Source organism: Psychrobacter sp. KFRI-CH2-11 (genome assembly GCF_038239325.1).
In the GTDB taxonomy this organism is placed as follows: Bacteria; Pseudomonadota; Gammaproteobacteria; order Pseudomonadales; family Moraxellaceae; genus Psychrobacter; species Psychrobacter celer.
Map to the genome: position 1 here is coordinate 1,524,896 of NZ_CP151283.1, position 22,670 is coordinate 1,547,565.

The 22,670-nt window shown below is 47.4% G+C and carries 20 protein-coding genes and 1 pseudogene; 10 read left to right on the forward strand and 11 right to left on the reverse strand.

Annotated features, from left to right (window positions below; translation table 11 throughout):
• Positions 1–8 precede the first annotated feature (8 nt).
• Positions 9–119 (reverse strand): DUF4298 domain-containing protein, encoded by a 111-nt coding sequence (locus tag AADH33_RS06345; RefSeq protein WP_241900675.1) that lies wholly within the window; start codon positions 117–119, stop codon positions 9–11.
• 47 nt (positions 120–166) lie between these two features.
• Here AADH33_RS06345 and AADH33_RS06350 point away from each other — a divergent pair, with 47 nt between their 5' ends.
• Together AADH33_RS06350 and AADH33_RS13185 are read left to right on the forward strand one after the other, a co-directional pair.
• A complete protein-coding gene (locus tag AADH33_RS06350; RefSeq protein ID WP_100749388.1) occupies positions 167–529 on the forward strand; it encodes an IS630 transposase-related protein in 363 nt (120 codons plus the stop codon).
• 17 nt (positions 530–546) lie between these two features.
• Positions 547–693, forward strand: coding sequence for a transposase (locus tag AADH33_RS13185; protein ID WP_350339869.1), 147 nt, complete (start codon positions 547–549; stop codon positions 691–693).
• A 10-nt stretch (positions 694–703) separates the two neighbouring features.
• Here AADH33_RS13185 and AADH33_RS06355 read toward each other — a convergent pair whose 3' ends face one another.
• A complete protein-coding gene (locus AADH33_RS06355) occupies positions 704–1,402 on the reverse strand; it encodes an LrgB family protein (RefSeq protein ID WP_075102372.1) in 699 nt (232 codons plus the stop codon).
• Between the two features lie 9 nt (positions 1,403–1,411).
• The gene (locus AADH33_RS06360) at positions 1,412–1,903 is read right to left on the reverse strand and encodes a CidA/LrgA family protein (RefSeq protein WP_075102373.1); all 492 of its coding nucleotides are present in this window, start codon (positions 1,901–1,903) and stop codon (positions 1,412–1,414) included.
• A gap of 135 nt (positions 1,904–2,038) precedes the next feature.
• Here AADH33_RS06360 and AADH33_RS06365 point away from each other — a divergent pair, with 135 nt between their 5' ends.
• Positions 2,039–2,929, forward strand: a complete 891-nt coding sequence (locus tag AADH33_RS06365; RefSeq protein WP_100749387.1) for a LysR family transcriptional regulator — start codon at positions 2,039–2,041, stop codon at positions 2,927–2,929.
• Positions 2,930–2,938: 9 nt separating this feature from the next.
• Positions 2,939–3,148 (forward strand): annotated as a pseudogene (locus tag AADH33_RS06370) (integrase core domain-containing protein); the annotation flags it as partial.
• Positions 3,149–3,377: 229 nt separating this feature from the next.
• Here AADH33_RS06370 and maiA read toward each other — a convergent pair.
• Positions 3,378–4,025, reverse strand: a complete 648-nt coding sequence (maiA, locus tag AADH33_RS06375) for a maleylacetoacetate isomerase (protein WP_198411596.1) — start codon at positions 4,023–4,025, stop codon at positions 3,378–3,380.
• Between the two features lie 199 nt (positions 4,026–4,224).
• Here maiA and AADH33_RS06380 point away from each other — a divergent pair, with 199 nt between their 5' ends.
• On the forward strand, positions 4,225–5,058 hold the full coding sequence (locus AADH33_RS06380; RefSeq protein ID WP_100749385.1) for an IclR family transcriptional regulator: 834 nt from the start codon (positions 4,225–4,227) through the stop codon (positions 5,056–5,058).
• A gap of 52 nt (positions 5,059–5,110) precedes the next feature.
• Here the strand turns inward: AADH33_RS06380 and AADH33_RS06385 are convergent, their stop codons facing one another.
• The 3 genes from AADH33_RS06385 to AADH33_RS06395 form a co-directional block, all read right to left on the reverse strand.
• Positions 5,111–5,686, reverse strand: coding sequence for a VOC family protein (locus tag AADH33_RS06385; protein WP_100749384.1), 576 nt, complete (start codon positions 5,684–5,686; stop codon positions 5,111–5,113).
• 178 nt (positions 5,687–5,864) lie between these two features.
• Entirely contained in the window at positions 5,865–7,151 is a 1,287-nt protein-coding gene (fahA, locus tag AADH33_RS06390) for a fumarylacetoacetase (protein WP_193833357.1), read from the reverse strand.
• 196 nt (positions 7,152–7,347) lie between these two features.
• On the reverse strand, positions 7,348–8,274 hold the full coding sequence (locus tag AADH33_RS06395; RefSeq protein ID WP_075102391.1) for a LysR family transcriptional regulator: 927 nt from the start codon (positions 8,272–8,274) through the stop codon (positions 7,348–7,350).
• A gap of 193 nt (positions 8,275–8,467) precedes the next feature.
• On the opposite strand from AADH33_RS06395, the gene hppD reads away from it, so the two are divergent.
• The 5 genes from hppD (at position 8,468) to AADH33_RS06420 (ending at position 14,419) form a co-directional block, all read left to right on the forward strand.
• A complete protein-coding gene (gene hppD, locus AADH33_RS06400; protein ID WP_075102379.1) occupies positions 8,468–9,568 on the forward strand; it encodes a 4-hydroxyphenylpyruvate dioxygenase in 1,101 nt (366 codons plus the stop codon).
• 216 nt (positions 9,569–9,784) lie between these two features.
• Positions 9,785–10,759 carry a phenylalanine 4-monooxygenase gene (phhA, locus tag AADH33_RS06405; RefSeq protein WP_241900674.1) on the forward strand — a complete coding sequence of 325 codons (975 nt, stop codon included), beginning with the start codon at positions 9,785–9,787 and terminating at the stop codon, positions 10,757–10,759.
• Between the two features lie 71 nt (positions 10,760–10,830).
• The gene (locus AADH33_RS06410) at positions 10,831–11,172 is read left to right on the forward strand and encodes a 4a-hydroxytetrahydrobiopterin dehydratase (protein ID WP_075102380.1); all 342 of its coding nucleotides are present in this window, start codon (positions 10,831–10,833) and stop codon (positions 11,170–11,172) included.
• Positions 11,173–11,262: 90 nt separating this feature from the next.
• Positions 11,263–12,669 (forward strand): Na+/H+ antiporter NhaC, encoded by a 1,407-nt coding sequence (gene nhaC / locus AADH33_RS06415; protein ID WP_075102381.1) that lies wholly within the window; start codon positions 11,263–11,265, stop codon positions 12,667–12,669.
• A gap of 373 nt (positions 12,670–13,042) precedes the next feature.
• The gene (locus AADH33_RS06420) at positions 13,043–14,419 is read left to right on the forward strand and encodes an MBL fold metallo-hydrolase (RefSeq protein WP_348549912.1); all 1,377 of its coding nucleotides are present in this window, start codon (positions 13,043–13,045) and stop codon (positions 14,417–14,419) included.
• Between the two features lie 81 nt (positions 14,420–14,500).
• On the opposite strand, the gene AADH33_RS06425 is transcribed toward AADH33_RS06420, so the two are convergent.
• The 4 genes from AADH33_RS06425 to AADH33_RS06440 form a co-directional block, all read right to left on the reverse strand.
• Positions 14,501–16,756, reverse strand: a complete 2,256-nt coding sequence (locus tag AADH33_RS06425) for a TonB-dependent siderophore receptor (protein ID WP_348549913.1) — start codon at positions 16,754–16,756, stop codon at positions 14,501–14,503.
• Positions 16,757–17,052: 296 nt separating this feature from the next.
• Positions 17,053–18,807 (reverse strand): multidrug ABC transporter permease/ATP-binding protein, encoded by a 1,755-nt coding sequence (locus tag AADH33_RS06430; protein WP_348549914.1) that lies wholly within the window; start codon positions 18,805–18,807, stop codon positions 17,053–17,055.
• Positions 18,808–18,998: 191 nt separating this feature from the next.
• Complete coding sequence (locus AADH33_RS06435; protein WP_348549915.1) at positions 18,999–20,261, reverse strand: HmuY family protein; 1,263 nt, start codon at positions 20,259–20,261, stop codon at positions 18,999–19,001.
• Positions 20,262–20,374: 113 nt separating this feature from the next.
• Positions 20,375–22,552, reverse strand: a complete 2,178-nt coding sequence (locus tag AADH33_RS06440; protein ID WP_348549916.1) for a TonB-dependent receptor plug domain-containing protein — start codon at positions 22,550–22,552, stop codon at positions 20,375–20,377.
• Positions 22,553–22,670: the final 118 nt, after the last annotated feature.

The following is a 22,670-nucleotide window of genomic DNA, read 5'->3' on the forward strand; positions in this document are numbered from 1 at the left end:
GCTTTGATTTACTTGTCGATAGCGTCCGGCCCTAAGCGCATCCAAGTAATCGCCTGCTCTTGATGCTCTGTCATCGCATTCCAGATACCGTCTTCGCTAAAGATAGAAATGAGCCTCACCAGAGTGCTTAATTACGATAATTCTAAATTCCAGCTCGCTAATTACCATGACATACCCCATTACCCTTCGTAAAAAGGTATTACAGTCTCTTGAACAAGGCATGAGCGTGCGCACCGCAGCCAAGCTTTATGACATGAGTCCCACCACCATTATTAACTGGAAAAAAGACATCATTATCAAGCCCATCGTCAGAGCACCGCGCAAAATACCTAATGATGCCCTAAAACAAGACATTACTGACTATCCTGACGCTTACTACTATGAAAGAGCTGCTCGTTTGGGCTGTAGTAAATCCGGCGTAGAAGTTGCCATGAAAGCGAAGATAAAGCACTGCTTTGCCCGAGTGCAAAGGGAGAGCTATGCTCGAGTACCAGATTTCATAAGAACAAACGTATCGAAAAGCTATTAAACCGACATGGTCACCGTATTCTATGGCTACCGCCTTACAGCCCTGATCTAAATCCGATTGAGAAGAAGTGGACTGAAGTAAAAACGCTCAGGCAAGGCTGGGGTGAGAATAATGTAAATCATTTATTCAGCAATGTCTGCTGTTACAACTTTAAGTTGGATTGACTATATTTGTTTAAACTTGCCCAAATAACATTACGCCATGTATTAATGAAGGGCCTAAGAATACCATAAACAATCCCGCTAAAATCATTGTTAAACTAGCTATAACGCCCTCGTCCTCATTGCGCTGACTTGCCCGGGCTGTACCAAAACCGTGTGATGCATTACCAAATGCGATTCCATTTGCAAGATGTGAGCGAATACGAAAAAAAGTCAAAATCATATCCCCTAAAATCATTCCCACCATCCCTGTGATCAAAGTAAACAATGAAACTAAAGAGGAAGATCCGTGGATTTTTTCAGATAAGTCTAACGCAAATGGTGTCGATATTGAACGGGCCATCAAGCTATAGGTCAAGGTCTTATCAAAATGGAACAAACCAGTGAATAGGTATATGCTTAAGACTCCCACCACCATCCCAACAGTTATAGAAGCGGTCAAAGCCAAAGCATGTTGACGTATTAAACGACGATATTCATAAATAGGTATAGCAAACGCAACCGTTGCGGGGGCAAGTAACTGCACAATCCAAGCTGTATCCTTCCAATAAGTATCATAAGAGATATTAAAGATAATCATTAATGAAAGCGTTATTACTGGAACCGTGATAGCTGGGTTTAGCCAAGATTTTCGATAGCGCACATAGATTACTTTAGCCATATAATAAGCAGCTAATGTCCAAATGAGACAAAGGATTGACCAGATATTCATCGCAAACCCTCACGCATTATCATTATTTTTTAGGTTTAATTGGGCTTTATGAATCTGATGTCGATACAATCTACGTTGCAAACGGTGCACCATAATAAAAGTGAATGCTGAGCTTAACATCACCATCGCGGTACTTAAGATAATTGTCAGCATTAATTGCCAGCCCTTACTGATAAATAGCGCCTTGTATTGAAGTATTGACATCATAAGTGGAATAAACATTAATACTAATTCACCCAAAACAAATTTTGCCCCCAGTCTGACCCAGTTAACCTTGATAGCACCACTCATTAATAAGATCAGCATTAAAGATACTCCTAAGACGCCTGAGGATACGGGTAAATGCAATAACTCAACCAATATCGCAGCACAATACCAGACAGCTGCGATAATAGCGCATTGCATAAGGACATGAAGCCATGATTGGCGACAGAACTGTTGAAGTCTAAGTTTTTTTTCAGCTACAAAGGATAGGGATAAGTGAATATTAGGATTACGCATAATAATTGTTGTTTGTTGATTAGAGACTACTTATTATAAAAATACCCTAGTCATAAATTATGAATTATATTTTTATTTTTATTCCTAATTTATATAATAAGTTTCGTTCTTTCTCTTAAATGTGGTCTATTATTTATGATAACTTTCAAGCAATTACGCTGCTTTGTGACAGTCGTAAAAACAGGTGGGTTTCTTCAGGCTAGTATCCAACTCAATCTAACCCAACCCACCGTTACCAAATCCATCAGTAACCTTGAAGAATATTTAGGCGTAGCTCTGTTTGATAAGCCGTTGACTCATAGAAAAAAGCGGCTAGTTAATTTAACGGAAATTGGCGAACACCTCTATATTCAAGCAGTGGATATCTTACAAAAGGCAGATAATCTTGAACAAACAGTAGTAGATTATCAGCAATTAATAGGTGGTAAGTTGCGTCTGGGGATTTCACCGTTAGGCAGTGAAATACTAAGCAAAGCTATTTTTAACTTTTACCAAATGCATCCTAGTATAGAAACCTCACTTATCGAAGATGGTGCTGAGTCACTTAAGCAGGCCCTTCTAGAGGGGCAACTTGATGTGGCAACATTGATGAAGCCGATTGACGATGATTTTGACTACTCGTCGATATGTTGCTATCCAGTGGTGGTCGTAGCAAATAAAAACCGTATGGGTAAGCGAAAAACCAATGTAACACTTAAGTCACTATCAAATGCACCCCTAATTTTATTTACCTCCAATTCATCATTTACTCCAATGATTATAGAAAACTGTCAATCACTAGGTTTTGAACCTAATATTATTTGCCAAACCAATCAGTGGCACTTGCTTCTTGACATGGTAAAACAGGATATGGGTGTGACTCTTTTGCCTCAATATTATACTCAAAAGTTGGATTTGACAGGATTAGTCTGCTTGCCACTAACCCAACCTCAGTTAAAATGGGAGCTTGTCATGGCTTGGCGTCGTCATCGCTTGCTTACACCAAGTATGCGAGCTTGGCTTGATAACATAAGAAAAAACATATAACCAGGCCTTGATAATGCTTTGGCTGAAACAGGACATAGGTTATACAAAACAGAGGTGATTGAATATTTAAAAGCAGGTTGGCAAGGTTTAGCGAATGTACAACTTGCGACATTAAATTGCGTAGATTGGTTCAATAAAAAGCGTATACACAGTGCATTGGGCTATGTATCGCCTTTTGAGTTTGAAAAGCGGTATTATGATATAGTCGATACACTCTAAAAATCTCATAGCGCTACTGGGATGAATTTTGCGCAGCCTCTGGGAACGCAGCACGCAAGTAAAATTTATACCAGTAGCGCGTTTAAATCCATAACAGTTTTACATTCAGCTAACTATAATTTAATCCTTTCAGGCATCGCTGCCTGACTCAAGTAAACCAGACTCCGACATAGTCGGGGCGGTTCACTATATCGCACTTAATAGGATACTGGTGATGGCATTGGGTCAGCTAGATCGCTTGTGGTGCATCAGGCTGCTGCATCGGTTCGGCATCTATAAAGGCTTTTAATGTGCGGCAGTGAGCATCAATGGCGACGATGGTTGGGTAGGGGGTGAGGTCCACCTCAAACCGGCGCGCAGACGACACCTGTGGTATCAAATAGCAATCTGCAAAGGTTGGCGTGTCACCGTAACAAAACTTACCGCGAGTATGGTCAGCTGCCAAGCGTTTTTCTAAAGCGGCAAAGCCTTCGCTGATCCAGCGGTTGCACCACGTCATGACCTGCGCTTCATCTACAGACAGCTCGTGGCGTAAGTATTGTAAAATACGGCGGTTATTAATAGGGTGTATGTCGCAGCCAATCATCGCACTCAGCGCTCGTACTTGCATACGGCCAGCAGCATCACTGGGCAATAAAGGCGGCGCAGGATAGACCTCTTCTAGCCACTCTAATATGGCAGGGCTTTGATAGAGTAATACGTCATCAGCTTGTAAAACAGGCACCAATCCTTGTGGGTTTAGGGTTTTGAACGTCTCAGCTAGCTGCTCGTTTTGGGCCAGATTGACTGCCAGATAATCGTACTCTAGGCCTTTTAGATTCATTGCAATACGTGTACGGTAAGATGTGCCGCTACGAAAATAACCGTAAAGTTTCATCATGGTATCTTCCTTTTATTATGTTATGTTGTGAGTCAAACGCCCCGTTGCCACCATAGCTTGTCCCGTCATTATCGTTGCATAAGATATGTATGCTCTCCAACTGCACATGCATACAATCAGGCGTAAGTGTTATAAAATTGTACTTCTCATTCCACGGCCTAAGCCTAAATAAAGCCAGCCTTTTAGCGAGTCCATTATGCCAGCAGCCAAAAGCCTTATAGACAGCGCGCCGACCACTCAAAAAAATGGCGTCCAGTCTTTGGAGACAGGGTTGTCCGTCTTAGATATCCTCATCGAGCGCCGCGAGCCTATGATGTTAAAAGACATTGCTCAAGCGCTGCAAATGCATCCTGCCAAGTGTCATCGCTATTTGGTCAGTCTCATTCGAAAAGACTATGCACAGCAATTGGCAGACGGGCGTTACGGACTTGGGCACAGAGTCGACGCGCTAAGCCACCGCGCCCACCGTCCAAACAACCTTCTAGAGCGCCTGACGCTTATCGCTCATGATATCAAAGACACCTTGCACTGCGGGGTACAGATTGCCAAATGGTTTACCGAAGGGCCTATTATTATCCAGTCGGTCGAGCCAGATAGCGCCATCAGTATCATCACGCGTGTGGGCTCACGGATGCCGCTTAGCACCTCGGCGACAGGACAGCTGTTTGCCAGCTATCAGTCAGATACGGTTATTTGGCCATTGGTGATGGCAGAATGGCGTGATCATGAGACCTATGATGACATGGCGCAAAAACGTCAGACGTTTAGCGAACGATGCGCCAATATCCGTACCCAAGGCTATGCCATGGTGACAGGCGATATGCTCAAGGGTATCAACGCCATTAGTATGCCTGCTTTGATATCATCACAGGCAAGTCATATAGACGATCACAGTACTGAGAAACACGCATCTATCGGTTTAGAGTATGCCATCACGGTCATCGGGACCAATGAGCAACTGCCTGTACATAAGCAACATGATTTGGTCACGCAGATACGGGCAATCGCGCAGCGTTATGATGTGATGTAACGTTGTTTTTCCTTAACACTATTTTTCGATACTCAAGTCCTGCACCGACTATTTATTCGCCCATAGGGAGTTGTTGCTTTACTTCTTCTAACTCTTCGTTGTGCAAAAACTGCGTATGGACGGGTGCGCGTTTGGTACGTGACCACTCATCGAGCATCTCGTGCTTCATCGCTTCGGTAATCATCGATACTTTTTCTTCTGATGTGACATCGTCATAGGTCAGCTCCAAGCGATGGCCGTTTGGATCAAAGAAATAAATCGAGTGAAAGATACCGTGATTGGTCACGCCGACCACTTCGATACCATTGTCTTCTAAATGCGTTTTTGCCAGCATCAGGGCATCGCGATCTTTTACTTTCAGCGCCAAATGCTGTACCCAGCTTGGCGTATTGAGGTCAAAGCCCATCTCAGGCTGATTTGGTACTTCAAAAAATGCCAAGACATTGCCGTGTCCTGCGTCTAAAAACACATGCATATAAGGGTCGAAGGCCTTGGTTGAGGGTACATGATCTTCGGCAAATGCCAAGATAAAGTCCATGTTTAGATGTTTTTTGTACCATTCGACAGTTTCTTTGGCATCCTTGCAGCGATAAGCCACGTGATGAATTTTTTCAATTGTAAAGCTCATATCAATATCCTTTTGATAAGGCGTGACCTGCGTCATACTGCCAGTATGATTCGAGCAACGGTCTGATCAGATCGGACGTATGCTCTACTAAGATTCTGGCAGCGTGATCAATTATTTAGCATTGCACGCCCATGTGATAGCCAGTATCAGTGGTCAAAATTAAAGCTAAAAATCAAAGCTAGAAATCAAAGCTCAGGGCAGGCAAGACTTTACCGCGTACTTCGCCAAAACCGACTCGAACGCCGTCTTTTTCGCTATAGCCTTTCATGATGACGGTATCGCCATCTTCGATAAAGCTGCGCGTCTCACCGCCGGCCAGCGTCACAGGCTTGGTCGCGTTCCAAGCGATCTCGAGCATCGAACCATAAGCGTCAGGTGTCGGCCCCGAGATCGTCCCCGAGCCCATCATATCGCCGACTTCTACCTTACAGCCGGTGATGGTGTGGTGCGTCAACTGCTGCGCCATCGACCAATACATATACTTAAAGTTTGTCTCACAAACGACAGTAGCGCTCTCGGCATTTTCGGGCAGCAGCTCGACCGATAGATTGATATCAAAGCTAGTATCAGTGGCGGTCTCGTTTAGATACGCCAGCGGTTTTGGCTCTTGGGTAGGACATGAAGTCTTAAAGGGGGCGAGCGCCTCCATGGTGACAATCCAAGGCGAGACCTCAGAAGCAAAGGTTTTGGCATTGAATGGGCCTAAAGGCACGTATTCCCATTTTTGGATATCGCGCGCTGACCAGTCATTGAGCAACACCATGCCAAAAATATGCTCAAATGCTTCATCGACGGCGATAGGCTGGCCAAGCTGGTTGCCTCTGCCAACGACAAACGCAGTCTCTAGCTCAAAATCCAAGCGCTTACAAGGTGAGAAGATAGGGCGCTCATCCGCATTTGGTTTTAGCTGCCCAGAGGGACGCACGATATCGGTGCCACTGACGACGACCGTGCTGGCGCGGCCATTGTAACCGACTGGCATCTCTGTCCAGTTGGGCAGCAGCGCGTTGTTTGGGTCACGAAACATCGTACCGACGTTGGTTGCGTGCTCTTTAGACGAGTAAAAGTCGGTAAAGCCTGGCACGTGAACGGGCAGATGCATGGTGACATCTGCTTGCTTAAACAGCGCCTTTTTTTGTAGCTCGGTGTCGTCACGTAGGGTACTGTCTGCGTCAGATAGTAGCGTTTGAATTGTCGCACGCGCCTTTTGCCAATTATCTCGGCCTGAGTCAATAAAAGCGTTTAGGGTCGGCTGGTTAAAGTACGGCCCGCCTGCTAAATCTAGAAGACCTGCTGACTCAAGCACAGACAAATCCAGTACGTATTCACCGATTGCCACGCCAGCACGGCGATTGTCTGCCTTTGCTTGAGTCTTGGTATCGCTAAAAATACCATAAGGCAGATTGTGAATAGAAAAATCAGAGTCGGCGGCAACCTCGATAAACGAAGTCAAGTTTTTGTCAATCGTTGACATAAGATGCTCCTTGCTAAAAAAATAAAGGACAAAGTTAGGTGATAAAAAGTGAGTGAATAAGAAATATAAGGTTGATTACGCAATACGTAATTTATTACTTATAGTATAATTTATGTCTTATGCTAAGTTATCATCAGAGGTATTGCAAGGGTTTTATGCCCATCATCGCTTACTTTTAGGGGCACTATTAGCCATGCAGATCGGTGAAGTGCTGCGCAAAATACGTTTGCAAAAACTGCTTAAAGGCAACCGTTGCAGGCGCTAGCGCTCGTGATGAGCGTTGATAGATAAAAAACCGCCTTGTCTTGACTGGATGAGCAAGTGGCCGCATCTGTAAGCCATTGGCGCTGACCCAGTCGATCACCTCTGGCATATAGGGTAGGCACAACGTGATACCAAACCCTTGACGCGTCATCTCCAGCGCTGTCGACATAAAATTGACCTTGTAGCGCGCTTGCTGAATATGGGCGGCGACCGCTTCATCAAGCTCGGTGGTGACTTGCTCAATAAATGGCCCTTGCAAGGTAATGAGCGGCGTCTCTAGCAAGTCTTGCCAGACGATCTCACTTTTTTGTGCCAACACATGCTGCTCTGGCATCACCACACAAAACGGCAATTCGTACAGTAAGTCGGTACTGATGTCATCATCCATCTCCATAAATCCAAGCTCGGTACCGACGCCTAAGTCTACCTCGATATTTTGGATGTGCTGTAGGACATTCTCGGCCGAGCAATCTAATAACGACACGCTGATATCAGGATAGGTTTGGGAAAACTGAGCGATGACAGCAGGCATAGAGGAGGCTGCAAACTGCGACACCGCCAGTCTGACTTGGCCTTGCGCCAAGCTGGTCAAACTACTGGCTTCGTTTTCAAATAGATGCATCTCATTTAGTACCCGCCGCGCTTGTGGCAGCAGATGGCGACCTACAGCGGACAACGATAGCTGGCGGGTGGTGCGGTCAAACAACACGATACCGAGGCTGGATTCTAATTCTTTGATCAAACCACTCACGGCAGATTGGGTCAGATGCATCTGGTCACTGGCACGGGTAAAGCTGCCATTGTCAGCGACAGTGATAAAAGCGGTCAATTGGCGAATACTGATATTCATAAGTAAACCTGATAAATAAATCATAAAAAACAATTAGTCTTATAAATAAAGCTAATCTAATATAAATGCATCGTCAATAAGCGTTATTGATATAGACAAATTTTTACGCTGATTTAAGGTTTGATACGGATTGATAGTGACGATTTTTAGCACTAATTATTTTTAGCAGTAATTGATATTAAGGATGATGACCATGGCAGATTTATTTGAAAACCCAATGGGACTAAACGGATTTGATTTTGTAGAGTTTGCTTCACCTGAGCCACACGCTGTCGATGCATTGTTTAAGCAGCTAGGCTTTAGCCACATCGCCAACCACCGCTCAAAGGACGTGGCGCTTTATCGTCAAGGCGATATTAATCTCATCTTAAACCGTGAACCAAAAAGCCACGCCAGCTATTTTGTAGAAGAGCATGGCGCAGGGGCGTGTAGTATGGGATTTCGGGTGAAAGATGCCAAAAAAGCCTATGAGCGTGCCATTGAGATGGGCGCGCAGCCTGTCGAGGTGCCAACAGGCGTGATGGAGCTGCGCTTGCCTGCGATAAAAGGCATCGGTGGCTCTTTGATATATTTAATTGACCGCTACAAAGACGGTGAGTCTATCTATGATGTCGATTTTGAGTTTTTTGCTGACGTCGACAGACAGCCTACCGGTTATGGCTTTAAAGTCATCGATCATCTTACGCACAACGTCTACCGCGGCCGAATGGCGTATTGGGCAAACTTCTATGAGCGTATCTTTAATTTCCGCGAAATCCGTTATTTTGATATCAAAGGCGAGTACACAGGCCTTACCAGTAAAGCCATGACCGCCCCTGATGGCAAAATTCGCATCCCACTTAATGAAGAATCAAAGCAGGGCGGCGGGCAGATCGAAGAGTATTTGATGCACTTTAATGGCGAAGGCATTCAGCATATTGCCTTAGCCAGTGATGACTTGCTGGAGAGCATCGATTTGCTCAAAGCGGCGGGCATTCCGCTGATGACTGCGCCAAACGATGCTTATTACGACATGTTAAGTGAGCGTCTGCCGGGTCATGGTGAGGATGTCGCGGCACTGCAAACACGCGGTATCTTGCTAGATGGCACGACTGAGGGCAACGAGCCTCGCTTACTGCTACAGATTTTTTCCGAGACCATCTTAGGCAGTCCGGTGTTCTTTGAATTTATCCAGCGTAAAGGCGATTATGCAGAAGGCTTTGGTGAAGGTAATTTTAAGGCGTTGTTTGAATCTATCGAACGCGACCAAGTGCGCCGCGGCGCTGTCGGTCAACCAGAAACAGAAGCGCTATAGCAGCGGCGGGCAAGGCAAAAGGAGTTTGTCTTGTCCACTTGCTTCATTATACGTAGCAGTTGGCTTGCGTATTTTAGTCTTATCCGCATTGGCTGGTCTGACTGGCTGGCTTGTTTGACCGATTAGGTGACGTGATCGACGCGCCAGTTTGTATGGTCAACGGGTAGAGGACAAAGGGCTGATAGAAAAAACAATCGTCATACAAGGAGTACAGGCATGGATCGCCTCTCACATACCCCCTCTTATCAACGCGCTGTCAGCGGCAGTCACAAAAACGACCTCGGCAAAAAACAAGCCGCCGACAGCTCAATTACCGATAGCACTAATACTAATATCAATACCACTAATAGCAGCGCCCATCTAGCGGCTTCTCGTCTAGAAGCTTCCTATCTAGAAGCGCCGCAAAAGCAGCCATATGTCTCGCACCAGCCCGACAGTGATGGCCATATTGCCTATAGCGATGATGAGCACCTCATGTGGCAAACGCTGCTCGAGCGACAAGCCAAACAAATCCCCAATCGCGCCTGTTCAGCCTATCTAGACGGCCTAACAAAGCTGCAGCTACCCACCACCCAGATTCCGCAATTGGCTACTATCGATGATGTCTTGCAGGCGACCACAGGGTGGCAAACGGCTGCTGTGCCAGCATTGATTAGCTTTGGTAAGTTTTTTAAACTGCTCTCCCAGCGGCGTTTTCCTGTTGCGACTTTTATTCGCCGCATGAATGACATGGACTATATCGAAGAGCCGGATATCTTTCATGAAATCGTTGGCCATTGCCCGCTGCTGACTCATCCTGCATTTGCCGCTTTTAATGAAACCTATGGTAAATTAGGTCTCAACGCCAGCAAAGAAGAGCGGTGGTTTTTGGCGCGCCTCTATTGGTTTACCATCGAGTTTGGACTGGTAGGCCATACCCCAAAAGACCGCAAAATCTATGGTGGTGGTATCTTAAGCTCACCATCTGAGACATTATATGCGCTGAGCGACACGCCTGAGCATCGGGCGTTTGATTTGCTCGATGTGCTGCGCACCCCTTATCGTATCGACCATATCCAGCCTATTTATTATGTGATTGATGAGCTGGATACGCTGTTTGATATCGTCGACAGCGATATCATGGGCGTGGTCAAGCAAGCGATGTCACTGGGTTTGTTTGAGCCGACCTATGCCAGGGAAGCCAACTGCTGATTTACTTTATTTGCTTTAACACGGACGTATATCACGTAAAAACGTAATCATGACAATAAAAGGAGTTTATTATGACGACACTATCCCAAGCCAGCTGCGAAGCCTGCCGTATCGGTGCCCCGACAGTCAGTGAGACTGAAGCGCGCGAGTTATTAACGCAGATTCCTGATTGGTCACTTATCGAGGTCGATGGTATCCGGCAGTTGCAGCGCCAGTATAAGTTTAAAAACTTCGTCGCGGCCATGGCATTTGCCAACGAGCTTGCCGATATCGCCGAAGCAGAAGGCCATCATCCAGGCATATTGGTCGAGTGGGGAAAGGCCACGGTTACTTGGTGGTCACACAGTATTAAGGGGCTGCATCGCAATGATTTTGTCATGGCTGCCAAGACCGATAGCCTACTTGGTAAATAATCAGGGTAGCAATAATCAGAGCAACTGATTAAACTTGCCACACCAAAGCCAACCCTAACGCCAAATCCACTGGCAATCTAAGGATGTGTGATGCCACCAAAAATACTCACTCAAATCTCTTCTCAACTGGCATTTATGATCTCTGCCATCGTCATCGCTATCATGGGCGTCACCATGATCGGCTTTGGCTGGGTGCCTCATCTCTCGTTGATACTCGCTATCTGTGTCCTACTGGCCATCGGTTTGTTTCGAGGCCTCAGCTTCGATGATATGCAAGCGCAAATGGCCTCTGGCGTGATGCGCGGTATTGGCGCGATATATTTGTTCTTTTTTATTGGTCTAATGGTCGCCGCCTTGATGATGTCTGGTGCCATTCCGACGCTAATGTATTTTGGTTTTCAGCTTATATCGCCCGAGTATTACTATATTTCAGCGTTTGTACTGACCTCTATCATCGGCGTGGCCTTAGGCAGTAGCTTGACGACCGCGGCGACTCTTGGGGTGGCTTTTATCGGCATGAGCCATGCGTTTGATGCCAACGTCGCTATCGCTGCAGGTGCGGTGGTGTCGGGCGCGTTTTTTGGTGATAAGATGTCGCCGCTGTCCGATACTTGTACCATCGCTTCATCTGTGGTGGGGATTGATCTGTTTGCCCATATTCGCAATATGATGTATACCACCATCCCTGCATGGATACTGACCGTGATATTGTTTTGGTTTTTTTCGGGGCAGACGGTGAGCTCGGACTTAAGTCAAGTGACTGTGCTACAAAACCAGCTGATAGACAGTGGCTTGGTACAAAACTACGCGGTACTGCCTTTTGTCGTGTTGGTAGGGTTGGCAGTGTTTCGCGTCAACGCTATTTATACCATCATCTGTACTATTTTTGTCGCCCTTATCGTCACCTATTTTCATAGCTCACCCAGTATCGGGCAGTTGGGAGGCTATTTGTTTGCAGGCTATACGCCAGCTGAGTCGCTAGAGCTGGGCGAAGTGGCAGGGATGATATCGCGCGGCGGTGTACAAAGCATGTTTTTTACCCAAGCAATCGTGGTGCTGGCGCTCAGTCTGGGTGGCTTGCTGACGGCATTGGGTATTTTGCCAGCATTGCTATCAGGGATTAAAGGCAGCTTGACCACCGCAGGGCGCGCAATCTTTGCCGCGGCGATGTCTGCGCTTAGTATCAACGTGCTGATCGGTGAGCAGTATTTGAGCATCCTGCTATCAGGAACGGCGTTTCGCCCAACCTTTGAGCGCTTGAACTTGCATCCCAAAAATCTATCACGCACCATTGAGGATGCAGGTACGGTCATCAATCCATTGGTACCATGGAGTGTGTGCGGGGTGTTTATCAGTCAGGCGTTAGGCGTTCCTGTACTGGATTATTTGCCTTATGCGTTCTTCTGCTATTTGTCGCTGCTCTTGACATTGATATTCGGTTTTACCGGTATTACCATCAGCCGCGTAGATACTCCTAGCGCCAAGACGTCTGTATAGCTCTTCATAAAAAACATAAAAATGATGCCCCAATCGGTCTGCTTGCAGGCCGATTTTTTATGCGTGCTGTTTTGATCAGTAAGGTTTTATCAATTTATTCTTATCAACCTATTCTTATCAATCTGTTTTCACAGTCGGGCGGCGCTACTCATCGCTTAGCACCAAAGCAGATAATGGCTATGTTAATATATGTTATTGTATATTGGGGAGTGGCGCTGGTCTGTGCTAACTTTTAAATAAATATTGGTGTGAGCTGCTTGCCCATAAAATAGCTTATAAAAAATCATCAATTCAATAAGCGGTAAGCACCGGCTTGAATAAATTATAACGACATAAAACATCAACGATAACGATAAATATAAAGGACAAAACGATGCTACTCGAAAAAATCAAGACACCTGGACTGGCTCATCTATCTTACTTGTTGGGGTCGGGTGGTCAAGCGGCGGTGATTGATCCGCGCCGTGATTGTGCGATTTATGTAGAAAAAGCACGTGCCGCTGGGCTTGAGATTACGCATATATTTGAAACCCATCGTAATGAGGATTTGGTTTCAGGCGCGCCGATTTTGGCGAACATGACAGGGGCGACGGTTTTTCATGGTCCAAATCCAGAGCAGCCTATCGTCTATGCGCAGACGGTGTATGAGGGTGATTGTTTCGCGATTGGGCAGCTTGAGATTCGGGTGCTCGAGACACCAGGCCATACCGATGATCACCTAGCGTACGCGATGTTTGACAGCGCTTATCCAGACAAGGCGGTAGGTGTGTTTACTGGAGATGCTTTGTTTGTAGGGGATGTCGGTCGTACGGATTTTTATCCTAACCGCCGTAGAGAGGTGGCAGGACTGCTCTACGACTCACTACAAAAAATCTTAGCACTGGGCGATCAGGCGATTATTTATCCGGCTCATGGGGCGGGGTCGGTCTGCGGCTCAGGTATGGCAGAGCGTGAGTTTTCTAGCGTCGGGCATGAGCGGCTAAATAACCCGCGTTTACAAATCACAGAGCGCGACGCTTTTATTGATGCAAAAATCAATGAAAATCACTATCAGCCGCCGTATTTTAGACTGATGGAGCGCTTAAATATGCAAGGCGGTGACGCGCCGCCAGCTATCATGCGCCCGCGCAATTTGACATTGGCACAGTTTAAGGACTCTGATGCCGATCATATCATCGATATCCGCGAGACGATGGCGTACGCTTCTGGCCACTTCCCAGGTTCTATGAGTCTGCCAGTCAGCATGATTCCTGCCTTTGTCGGTTGGTTTATCGGTGAAGGCGAGCGTATTGTGTTGGTGGCAGCAGATGAAGCGCAGTTGGCTACTGCCATGACACATCTGGTGCGGGTGGCGCTTGATGATGTGGTGGGCGGCTATGTGGGTGTGGTCGCTGCGGCCAAGCAGGGCGAGCGTCTGCAGCAGATACCGATGATCGACACCCATGAGGTCAACAAACGTTTGAATGGTAATGATAAGGATATCGACCAAAAAAACTGGGTGCTCCTCGACGTTCGTGACGCTGACGAGCGCGCCGCCCATGCGATCGAAGGCTCAGAGCACATCTATGTCGGCCATCTCAATGAGCGCTGGCAGGCGCTTGATAAGCATCGTCACTATACGTTGATGTGTGCTAGCGGCGCACGGGCCACAGTCGCTGCAGGCTGGCTGGCGAGCCGAGGCTTTGATAATCTCGACATCTATCTGGGCGGGATGGAAGCGTGGCGTCATGCCAAAGACACTGCTGAGTGATAAGGCATGTCATCAGGCCAGTTATAAAGCATTGGTGCTTTGGTCAGTCTCCACCAAAACACCAGCCTTTTTGATTAACGCTTAAAATGTCGCCTGCAAACTGACAGATATTTGACGCTCAGGCCCCATCCAGCAGTTATTGATATCGTAACAGGCACCGACATAGGTTTTATCAAACAAGTTATTGATGCTTGCGCCGACAGCCAGCATCGGACTGATTTGATAATTGCCACCGATATCGACCAAGGTCACGCTTGGTAGCTCATCCGAGTTTTGTTTATCAAGCTGCATGCCGTCTTCGTAGCGTACGCCTGCATTCAGTGTAAGCTTATCTGTGGCGTAGTAGTCGGCCCACAGCGTGGCTTTGTGCTTAGCTGTCTGCGCTGGGGTATTGCCGACCACATCAGGGTTAAATTCATCTTTTGTAATCTCAGCGTCGGTATAGCTATAGCTTGCCGCAACATCCACCCAGTCATTGAGCATATGACTGCCTGATATCTCAAAGCCTTTTGACTCAATCTCACCGGTCTGAGTTTGGCTTCTATAGTTGATTTCGTCTGCGACCACGACGTTTTTTTGCGTGATATCAAAGACAGCGAGCGTGCCTTTGGTCGCGCGATCTGAGGACAGATATTTGATACCCGCTTCTAGCTGGTCGGCGGTGGTGGGTTTAAACGCTTCATTGGTAATAAAGTTGCTACCAACGACAGGCTGAAACGACTGCGAATAGCTGGCATAAGGCGATAAACCATTATCCAAATCATAAATGGCCGCCAGACGACCACTGGTTTTTGAGGCATCATTATCGATCGTTTGTGCATCGTACACCGCGCCTTGTGCGGCTTTGGTCTGCTCAGTGATACTCTCAAACTTATCGTGACGCAAGCCTGCGACCACGGTCAAATCTTGCCACTGCATCTCATCTTGTACATAGAGCCCAAGCTGGCTTTGCTCGATGTCTTCATCTTGACGATAGGCATCTAGCGGCAGGGTATCGGTATCGATCTGGGAAAAATTGGGGTTTGATAAGTCAAGGTTTGGCGTACCCGCTGCGCCCGCATCATAGTAAGTCGCGCTACTGTCGGTTTCTTGATACTCAATACCGAACAACACATTGTGCGAGGTATTGGCCGTGTCAAATTGATAAGCCAGCTGGTTGTCTGTGGTCCAGTTTTTCATGCGCTCATCAGTGGTATACGCCACGCGGTTTAAGATCTTATCGCTACCATCGACAAACCCGCCACTATTATACATATTGCGCTGCTCAGCTTCGGCATCGGTGTAGCGTAAAATGTGCTTAAAGGTGAGATTGTCATTGATATCCCAGTTTACCGTAATGCTTGGCATCAGTACTTCTTTACTAAAATGATTCCATTGATCCCCTGCATAGGCGTCGCTGTCTAATTTGCCATGGCTGGCGTTGTAGACCGTACCGACAGCAGGTAGTGGGGTGGATGGCACCATCTCTGGATCATCTTGATAAAACAGATTGGCAAGCACAGAGACATCGTCAGTCGCCTGCCACTCAAGCGATGGATTAATTAGTAATCGCTCTTCTTCGGTGGTCTGCATTTGACCGTCTTTTTGCCGTTTTAATGCCACCAAGCGATAGTTGAGCGCATCGCTGACTGGCCCTGTCGTATCGACCGCTACCTCTTTTAAGTTTTGATTGCCAAGTCGCAGCTGCACTTCGGTTTCTTGCGTGCTCTTTGGGGTTTTGGCGATCTGGTTGACCATACCGCCTGGTGCGGCATAACCGTAGAGCGAAGAGGCGGGACCTTTGACCACCTCTACCGCTTCGGTGGCATAAATATCTACCTGTGGCATGAGATTCCACGCGCCATCATAGGGCAGTCTGAGGCCGTCATAAAAGTTTGAGTAGGTCTTAAAACCGCGGATATTATACTCATCAAAGATAGAGACTGTGCCGCGGCTCTCCGAGCTTACGCCTGGCTCATAACGCAAAGCAGCGTTGACACTATCTGCTTGGCGCTTTTGTAACAGCTCCTGATCGATGCGGGTGTAGCTCATGGGCGCATCTTCAGGGTCTAAGGCGGTCTTGGTACCGGTGCTGCGATAGCCATCGGCATAGACAGTAATGGCCTCTAACGTGGTCGATGGGGCGGTCGAGGTCGAAGCAATGGTTGTTTCGCTTGCACTGGTGACTTCCGCGCCTGTAGACGACTCAGCACTGCCTGAGTTGTCGATTGTCTTTGCCGCAATCGATTGCGCGGCTGCGATATGACTGATACCCATTAATAGGCCGATCTGTACGGCCAATGTCAGGTGTTTTTTTCGGATGGTTCGGATAGATAGAGGGGGTAAATGAGACCGCATCTGATGTCCTTTTGAGCTGAAATGGTTGGCTTTTGGGTACGAAGTTGTAACAACACTTACAACAATGATAATAATAACATTAATGATAATTGTTATCATTAAAAAATTGCATTCAAGAACTTCGTATAGTCAAATCTAAATGGCTCGCTAAAGCGTTGGTTTTCTTGCGTGCTGTACCTGCGCTGCCCGATGCTGCGTAAAATAACACTTCATCTCGCCATATCGTTTTTATATCGGGTTGACTATAGAAGTAACGACCACTGCGATTAGTGCGTATCGTGCCAAGCGCGCGTCATTTATTTGAGCATCGCAATGGCGTCGATGCTGGCGCGCTGCCGTTCTTCAGCGTTTAGCTCTATCAGTCGGCCAGCTTTCATCAGTAGCAATCGATCGGCATGCGCAAAATAGCTGTCGTCGTGACTGATGATAAATAAGGTTTTGCCCATGGCTTTGAGCTTAGGTATCAGTGTTTGATAAAACACACGGCGAAAGGCAGGGTCTTGGTCTGCGGCCCATTCATCGAGGAGGAGGATGTCTTTTTGTTCGGCGACAGTGATGAGCATGGCCAGTCGTTTTCGTTGGCCTTGTGACAGCTTATCGGTAGAGAGGATGTCGTCAGTGATGCTCACTTTGTCTTGCAGGTTGAGCTGATGCAGCCATATATCCGTCAGTACTCGATCAGGCGCTTGTCCTTTAGGGCCGATGAGCTGCGTAAACAGATGCTGATCGCTAAAAATCGCCGAAAACAGCTGGCGATAATCGGTGCTACTTTGTAAGTTGTTAGTTTGTGAGTCGCTACTTTGTGAATCGCTGTTTTGAGAATGAATGAGCTCTCCATCGACTGTTACAGTGCCCGTCGTCGGGGCAAAAATCCCCGTGATAATCTTGGCCAGCGTAGACTTGCCGCTACCATTTGCCCCTATCAAAAACACCACATCGCCACGTTGCAAAGTTAGTGTAACAGACTGTAAGATATCATCAGCATGCTCGCTGTCGACAGCTGTCACATTTTGGCTATCGGAGTTGTGTGGGTAGCGATAACAGATATCCTGAAAACAGATGGTTTGCCAGTTTGTCGCCGCGCTGTCTGTCTGAAAATCCGGCTGATAATCAGCAAGGGCCAACGCCTGTATTTTTTCTAAAGCCACTTGAGCAGTTTGTAGCGTGGGATAAGCGCCGACAGCATGTAGGAGCGGGGACTGCATAAATAAAATCGTCAAAGAAAACGTCGTGGCCACAGCCATGGAGATGCCCAGAGAGCTTGCGACAGCAAAGACGATACCAATCGCGGCAAACATCATGATATTGGACCAGTTCACTGCCGATAAATGAAAGGTATCAGACTTGGTCACGGTCTGTTCATAGGCTTTGGCGTGCCGCAAAAAGTCGTCGTTATACAGCCTTTGGGCGCGGTGTTGGTTGAGCGCCAGCTCTTTACGCCCTTCTATGATGGACTGATAATCTTGGTATAAATCATCATTGATCTCGCGTAGCTCTGTCAGATGCGTATAGACGTGCTTAACCAAAATAGTACTGATGCAAATCGTCATCACAATCCAGCACATGACAATCAATAACAATGGCAGCGACAGCCAGCCCAGATACAGCCCGACACCTACCGATAAAATCACGCCTTGTACCAGCTCTGGCATGCGCACAAACGCGGTGGTGATAGACTGAATGTCAGAGGATAGGCTGGCAAGTAAGCGCGCGCTCCCTAGATTATCTATCTGCGGCACGGCGGTGTCGATGATTTGTTTGACCAGTTTTGTCCGTAGCTCATAGACAAATCGATGACCCAAGCGCGTGAGGGCATATTGTGCTAAAAACGTGGTCGTTAGCAATAGCAGCACCAATAGCGAAAACTGCCCCAAGCTCTGCCATGATAAAGCACTAAAGACAGACTGGCTGATAAAGGTGTGATTGATATACGCGATGATACCGACGCTGACGGCGGCATTGAGCAGGTTTAATAAAACAACTTTTAAAAACGGCAGGCGATAGTGCGCCCATACCATATGATACAAAGAAGCGGCAGCGCGAGGGGACATAAAGACTCAATAAATATACGTTTTTGAGGGTTTTAAAGAAGCTTGGCGTTCGCCCTATGATGCTTATAAGGCTGAACGCTGATAAAAAAACAAATACAGGCTATATAGATAGAAGCTATGACAAGTAGAAGCTATAAAAAATAGCTTTTTATGTCGATTCCTTGCTCTGCGACTGGGTGAAAAAACACAGCCTAAGAAGCCGGCTGAATGTCTAATTTAAACTCCCATGAGGTCGCCGTCGTCGCCGTGCTATCAGGATAATTGATCTTATCCAAACGTACACGCGCATAGCTGTTACCTTCGGCGGATCTAATGAGCGCGCCTTGAGCACTATCAAGTGGTTTGGCATTTAGCTGATGGGTCATGCCATTGTAGGTATACCAGCCAAAATCCAAATTCGGAAAACTGCCAGTATACGCAGGGTTGAGGTCCGAGCCTTTACTGTCAATCACCCAGCTTCTGGCGCTTAGCGGCTTGTCGTAGTCTGCTGTGCTGGTAAGGTCGGCTAATGTCGCTGCACTACCATCGGTGATAAATTGACTGACAATAGGCTCGTCTTTTGCATCATAATATCCTGCTGGTGTGGCGGCAAGATAACCGCCAATCTTACCACTGGCCGAATCCCCACCATTTAAAATCACATCATTACGCTTAAAGCCGATCTGCCAAGTGCTGTCTTTGTCCGTGCTGCTTTGGCCTGTTTTTAGGTCAACATATACCCAGTCATCATTGTTGGTGGCGTTGATGGTTTGGGTCTGTACCTGGTTTGGTAGCGCCGTATCAATCCAGCGAATGGTTGGGTAGCCAGATTTTCCAGCATCATTGTAGTAGTTGGTAATCTGCAGGGCATAGATCGGCTGCTGGACGCTGCTGTCTGTCATGGCGCTACTACTGTCTGTGGTGACCATATAGACGCGGTTGTTGGGATATAGCTGATGCTTGCCTTGTAAGTTGTACTCAAACCAAGGCTTGGCAGTAAACACCCCGCCACTGCGGTCTTCATTATAGTGTAGGCTGATGTCACGGCCTGTATCAGGGTCAAGGGTGGCATTGGTATAACGGCTCAGATCAGACCAGTCGATCAAGCCAAAAACTCCGCCCATACCTGCGCCAGAGTCGCCACTGTTTGACCAAAGCTTGACTGAGCGTGCTTGGTTTTCAAACTTAATATCCCACGTATCGCCGTCACATGAGCTTTCAGCTTTGGCATCAAAATCATAACAAGTGGCACTATCAGGTGCTAGGTTGGTGACTTGCCATGTGGCGGTTTCGCTAAAGCTGGCACTGCTGGCAGGCGGTGTGCTGCCAGCATTATCGCTATTTTCGTTATTGCCACTACTCGAGCCATCACTGCCGCCACCGCAGCCGGTCATGCTAAGGGCTAATAGGCTGCTGCTAAAAAGTAAGGCCAATTTGGTCGGCTTGGTGCTCATTGCTAGGGTGGGTTTGGTCATGTCAGGCTCCTTGATGGTTATTGTTTTGGCTAAAGATAAAAACAGCGCTATAGACAGAGTTTTTTAAACAATTGCTTTACAAGCGTTGCTTTAAGATAAGTGCGGGCAAGGGCTTACCAGTGATAGCTGGCACCCAGTAACCACTCACGATTGTCGATTGGGCGATAGTCACTGGCATCGGTGACATCACGCTGTACATCAAAGATATTATTAATCGCTGCGTATACGCTCAGGTTTGCCGTCATGTCATAATTGAGCTTGCTGTCGAGCGTCCACCAAGACGGCGAGTATGTCTGTGCGCTGGTGCTGACGAGCTGCTTGGATTCGTAGTTGAGGCGCGGGATCAGCTGTAGCTTGTCATTGATTTGATAGTCAAGTACCAGCATAGCCTTGTGATTGGGCTTATAGGTCAGCTCGGTGTCGGTGACATTATTGTGGGTCTTGAGATATGCATAACTGGCTTGTAGTTTGGTGCGCTCATCTACTTGCCAGTCGATACCGATATCGCCGCCGTAGGTCTTGGCGCTATCGACGTTCATATATTTATAAACAGCGATATTGCCATCAAAGGTCGCATTGTCCTCGTCGGTTTGGATAAGGTCGTCAACGTCATTATAAAAACCATTGACGGTGAGATTGAGTGTATCGCTCAGCTGACCTTGGTAGCCGATTTGGTAGCTGGTTGAGGTCTCCGGCTGCAAGTTTGGGTTGCCCAGCACTTTATAGCCCAAATTGCTATGATCAAAGACGTAGTAGCGTTCTTTGAGATTGGGCACACGGTAGCCGCCGCCAATACTGCCACGCAAGATATGGTCGCGGCCGCTGGCGTCCATGAGATTATATTTGAGCGATACTTTTGGCGCCGTATGGCCACCAAAGTCTTCATCGTTTTGGTAGCGAATACCGCTCAACACTTCCCAATTGTCACCAATCAGCCAATCGTCTTGTAGGTATAGCTCACCGACATCGCGGCTGACCTCATCGCTGATCAACTCGCTGACTTGGTTTTTCGTTTGGCTCAGCTTGTCTTGCTGAAGCTGCCCACCGACCTGAATAAGATGAATATGATCGCCGGATAGCACCCACTCAGGTAGGTCTAGCTGCGCTTGCGCTAGCGTGGTACTGATGTCGGTGTCTCGGGCGCTGGTGATGGTCTGCTGGGTTTTGGTATTAGACTCACTTTGATAGTCCTCATGCAGGGCTTGAGCGGACAATCGATAGGTCTTGCTGCGATCGTCTGCATGCGGCGTGATATCAGCGCGCGCACCGACACTAAAGCGCTGCTTGCTGATGTGCTCATCTCGCTGCTGCGCCAAATAGCGCGGTGCCACATAGTAATTAAAGCGGCTGACATCATCTTCTTTATAGTGACTGGCCTCTAGCCAATATTGAGCGTTTTTGACCACGTGGCTATCGTCGCTACTATTGCTATCGTTTGACATGCCTTTGCCATCAGGGCGGTAGCTTAGGCGCGCGCTGATTTGTGACTGCTCGCTGGCGTCTTTTAGTCTGGGCCACGCTTTATGATCCAAGCTCAAGCCATCATTGTCTAGATATGAGCCTGATAGGCGCGCATGAAAGCGTTGGTCTTTATCTAAAGCGCCTTCTACGCTGGCTTCGACATAGCGTTTGTTGGCGTCTATTTCTTTACCTGATGGGTTTTGCTCACCATTGCTGGCGATCTCGGTGGTGATATGTCCTGTCGCCGCGCCGATAGGTTTGGTGATGATATTAATCACCCCGCCCATGGCCGCACTGCCAAACTGCGCTGACGCCGCTCCTTGTACCACTTCTATCTGCTCGATATCCATATTCATATATTGATTTAAGTTCACCGTCGATCCCGTACTGGCGGTAATCGGTAAGCCGTCGATGAGCACCAATACCTGATCGCCGGTAAAGCCTTGCATGCTGACTTCATAGCCTGTCTTGCCATGGACTTTGCGTAAGTAAACATTGGGCAACAGCGCCAGTGCTTCTTTTAAGGTATGGGCGTGGTTGTCATCGAGCGTTTGGCGGCTAAGTACTTGCATAGCGATGGGCGCATCGCTTAAGGCACGCTCAGAGCGTGTGGCGGTCACCACGATAGGGTCGAGACGGACGCTTGGTAGGGCAGTATCATCGGTAAACTCAGAGCCGTCGTCTGCAAAACCTGCTGCTTGGACGCTGGCAGGGGCCAACGCAGATAACGCCAAGGCGATGCTAGTGACCAAAGCACGCTGTCGCCACTGTGGTAAACGAGTAGAGAAGCGGGTATCTGGTAAATAAGAGCGAAGCGGGGACATCGACATAAACAAAACAACCTTCGTAAAAGAGAAAGCAAAAAACAGAGAGGTTTGACGCTCTGTTTTATTAAAGTTATTTATCAAAACAACAAAATAAGCGGCTAGCAGCGATTTAATCCTTCAA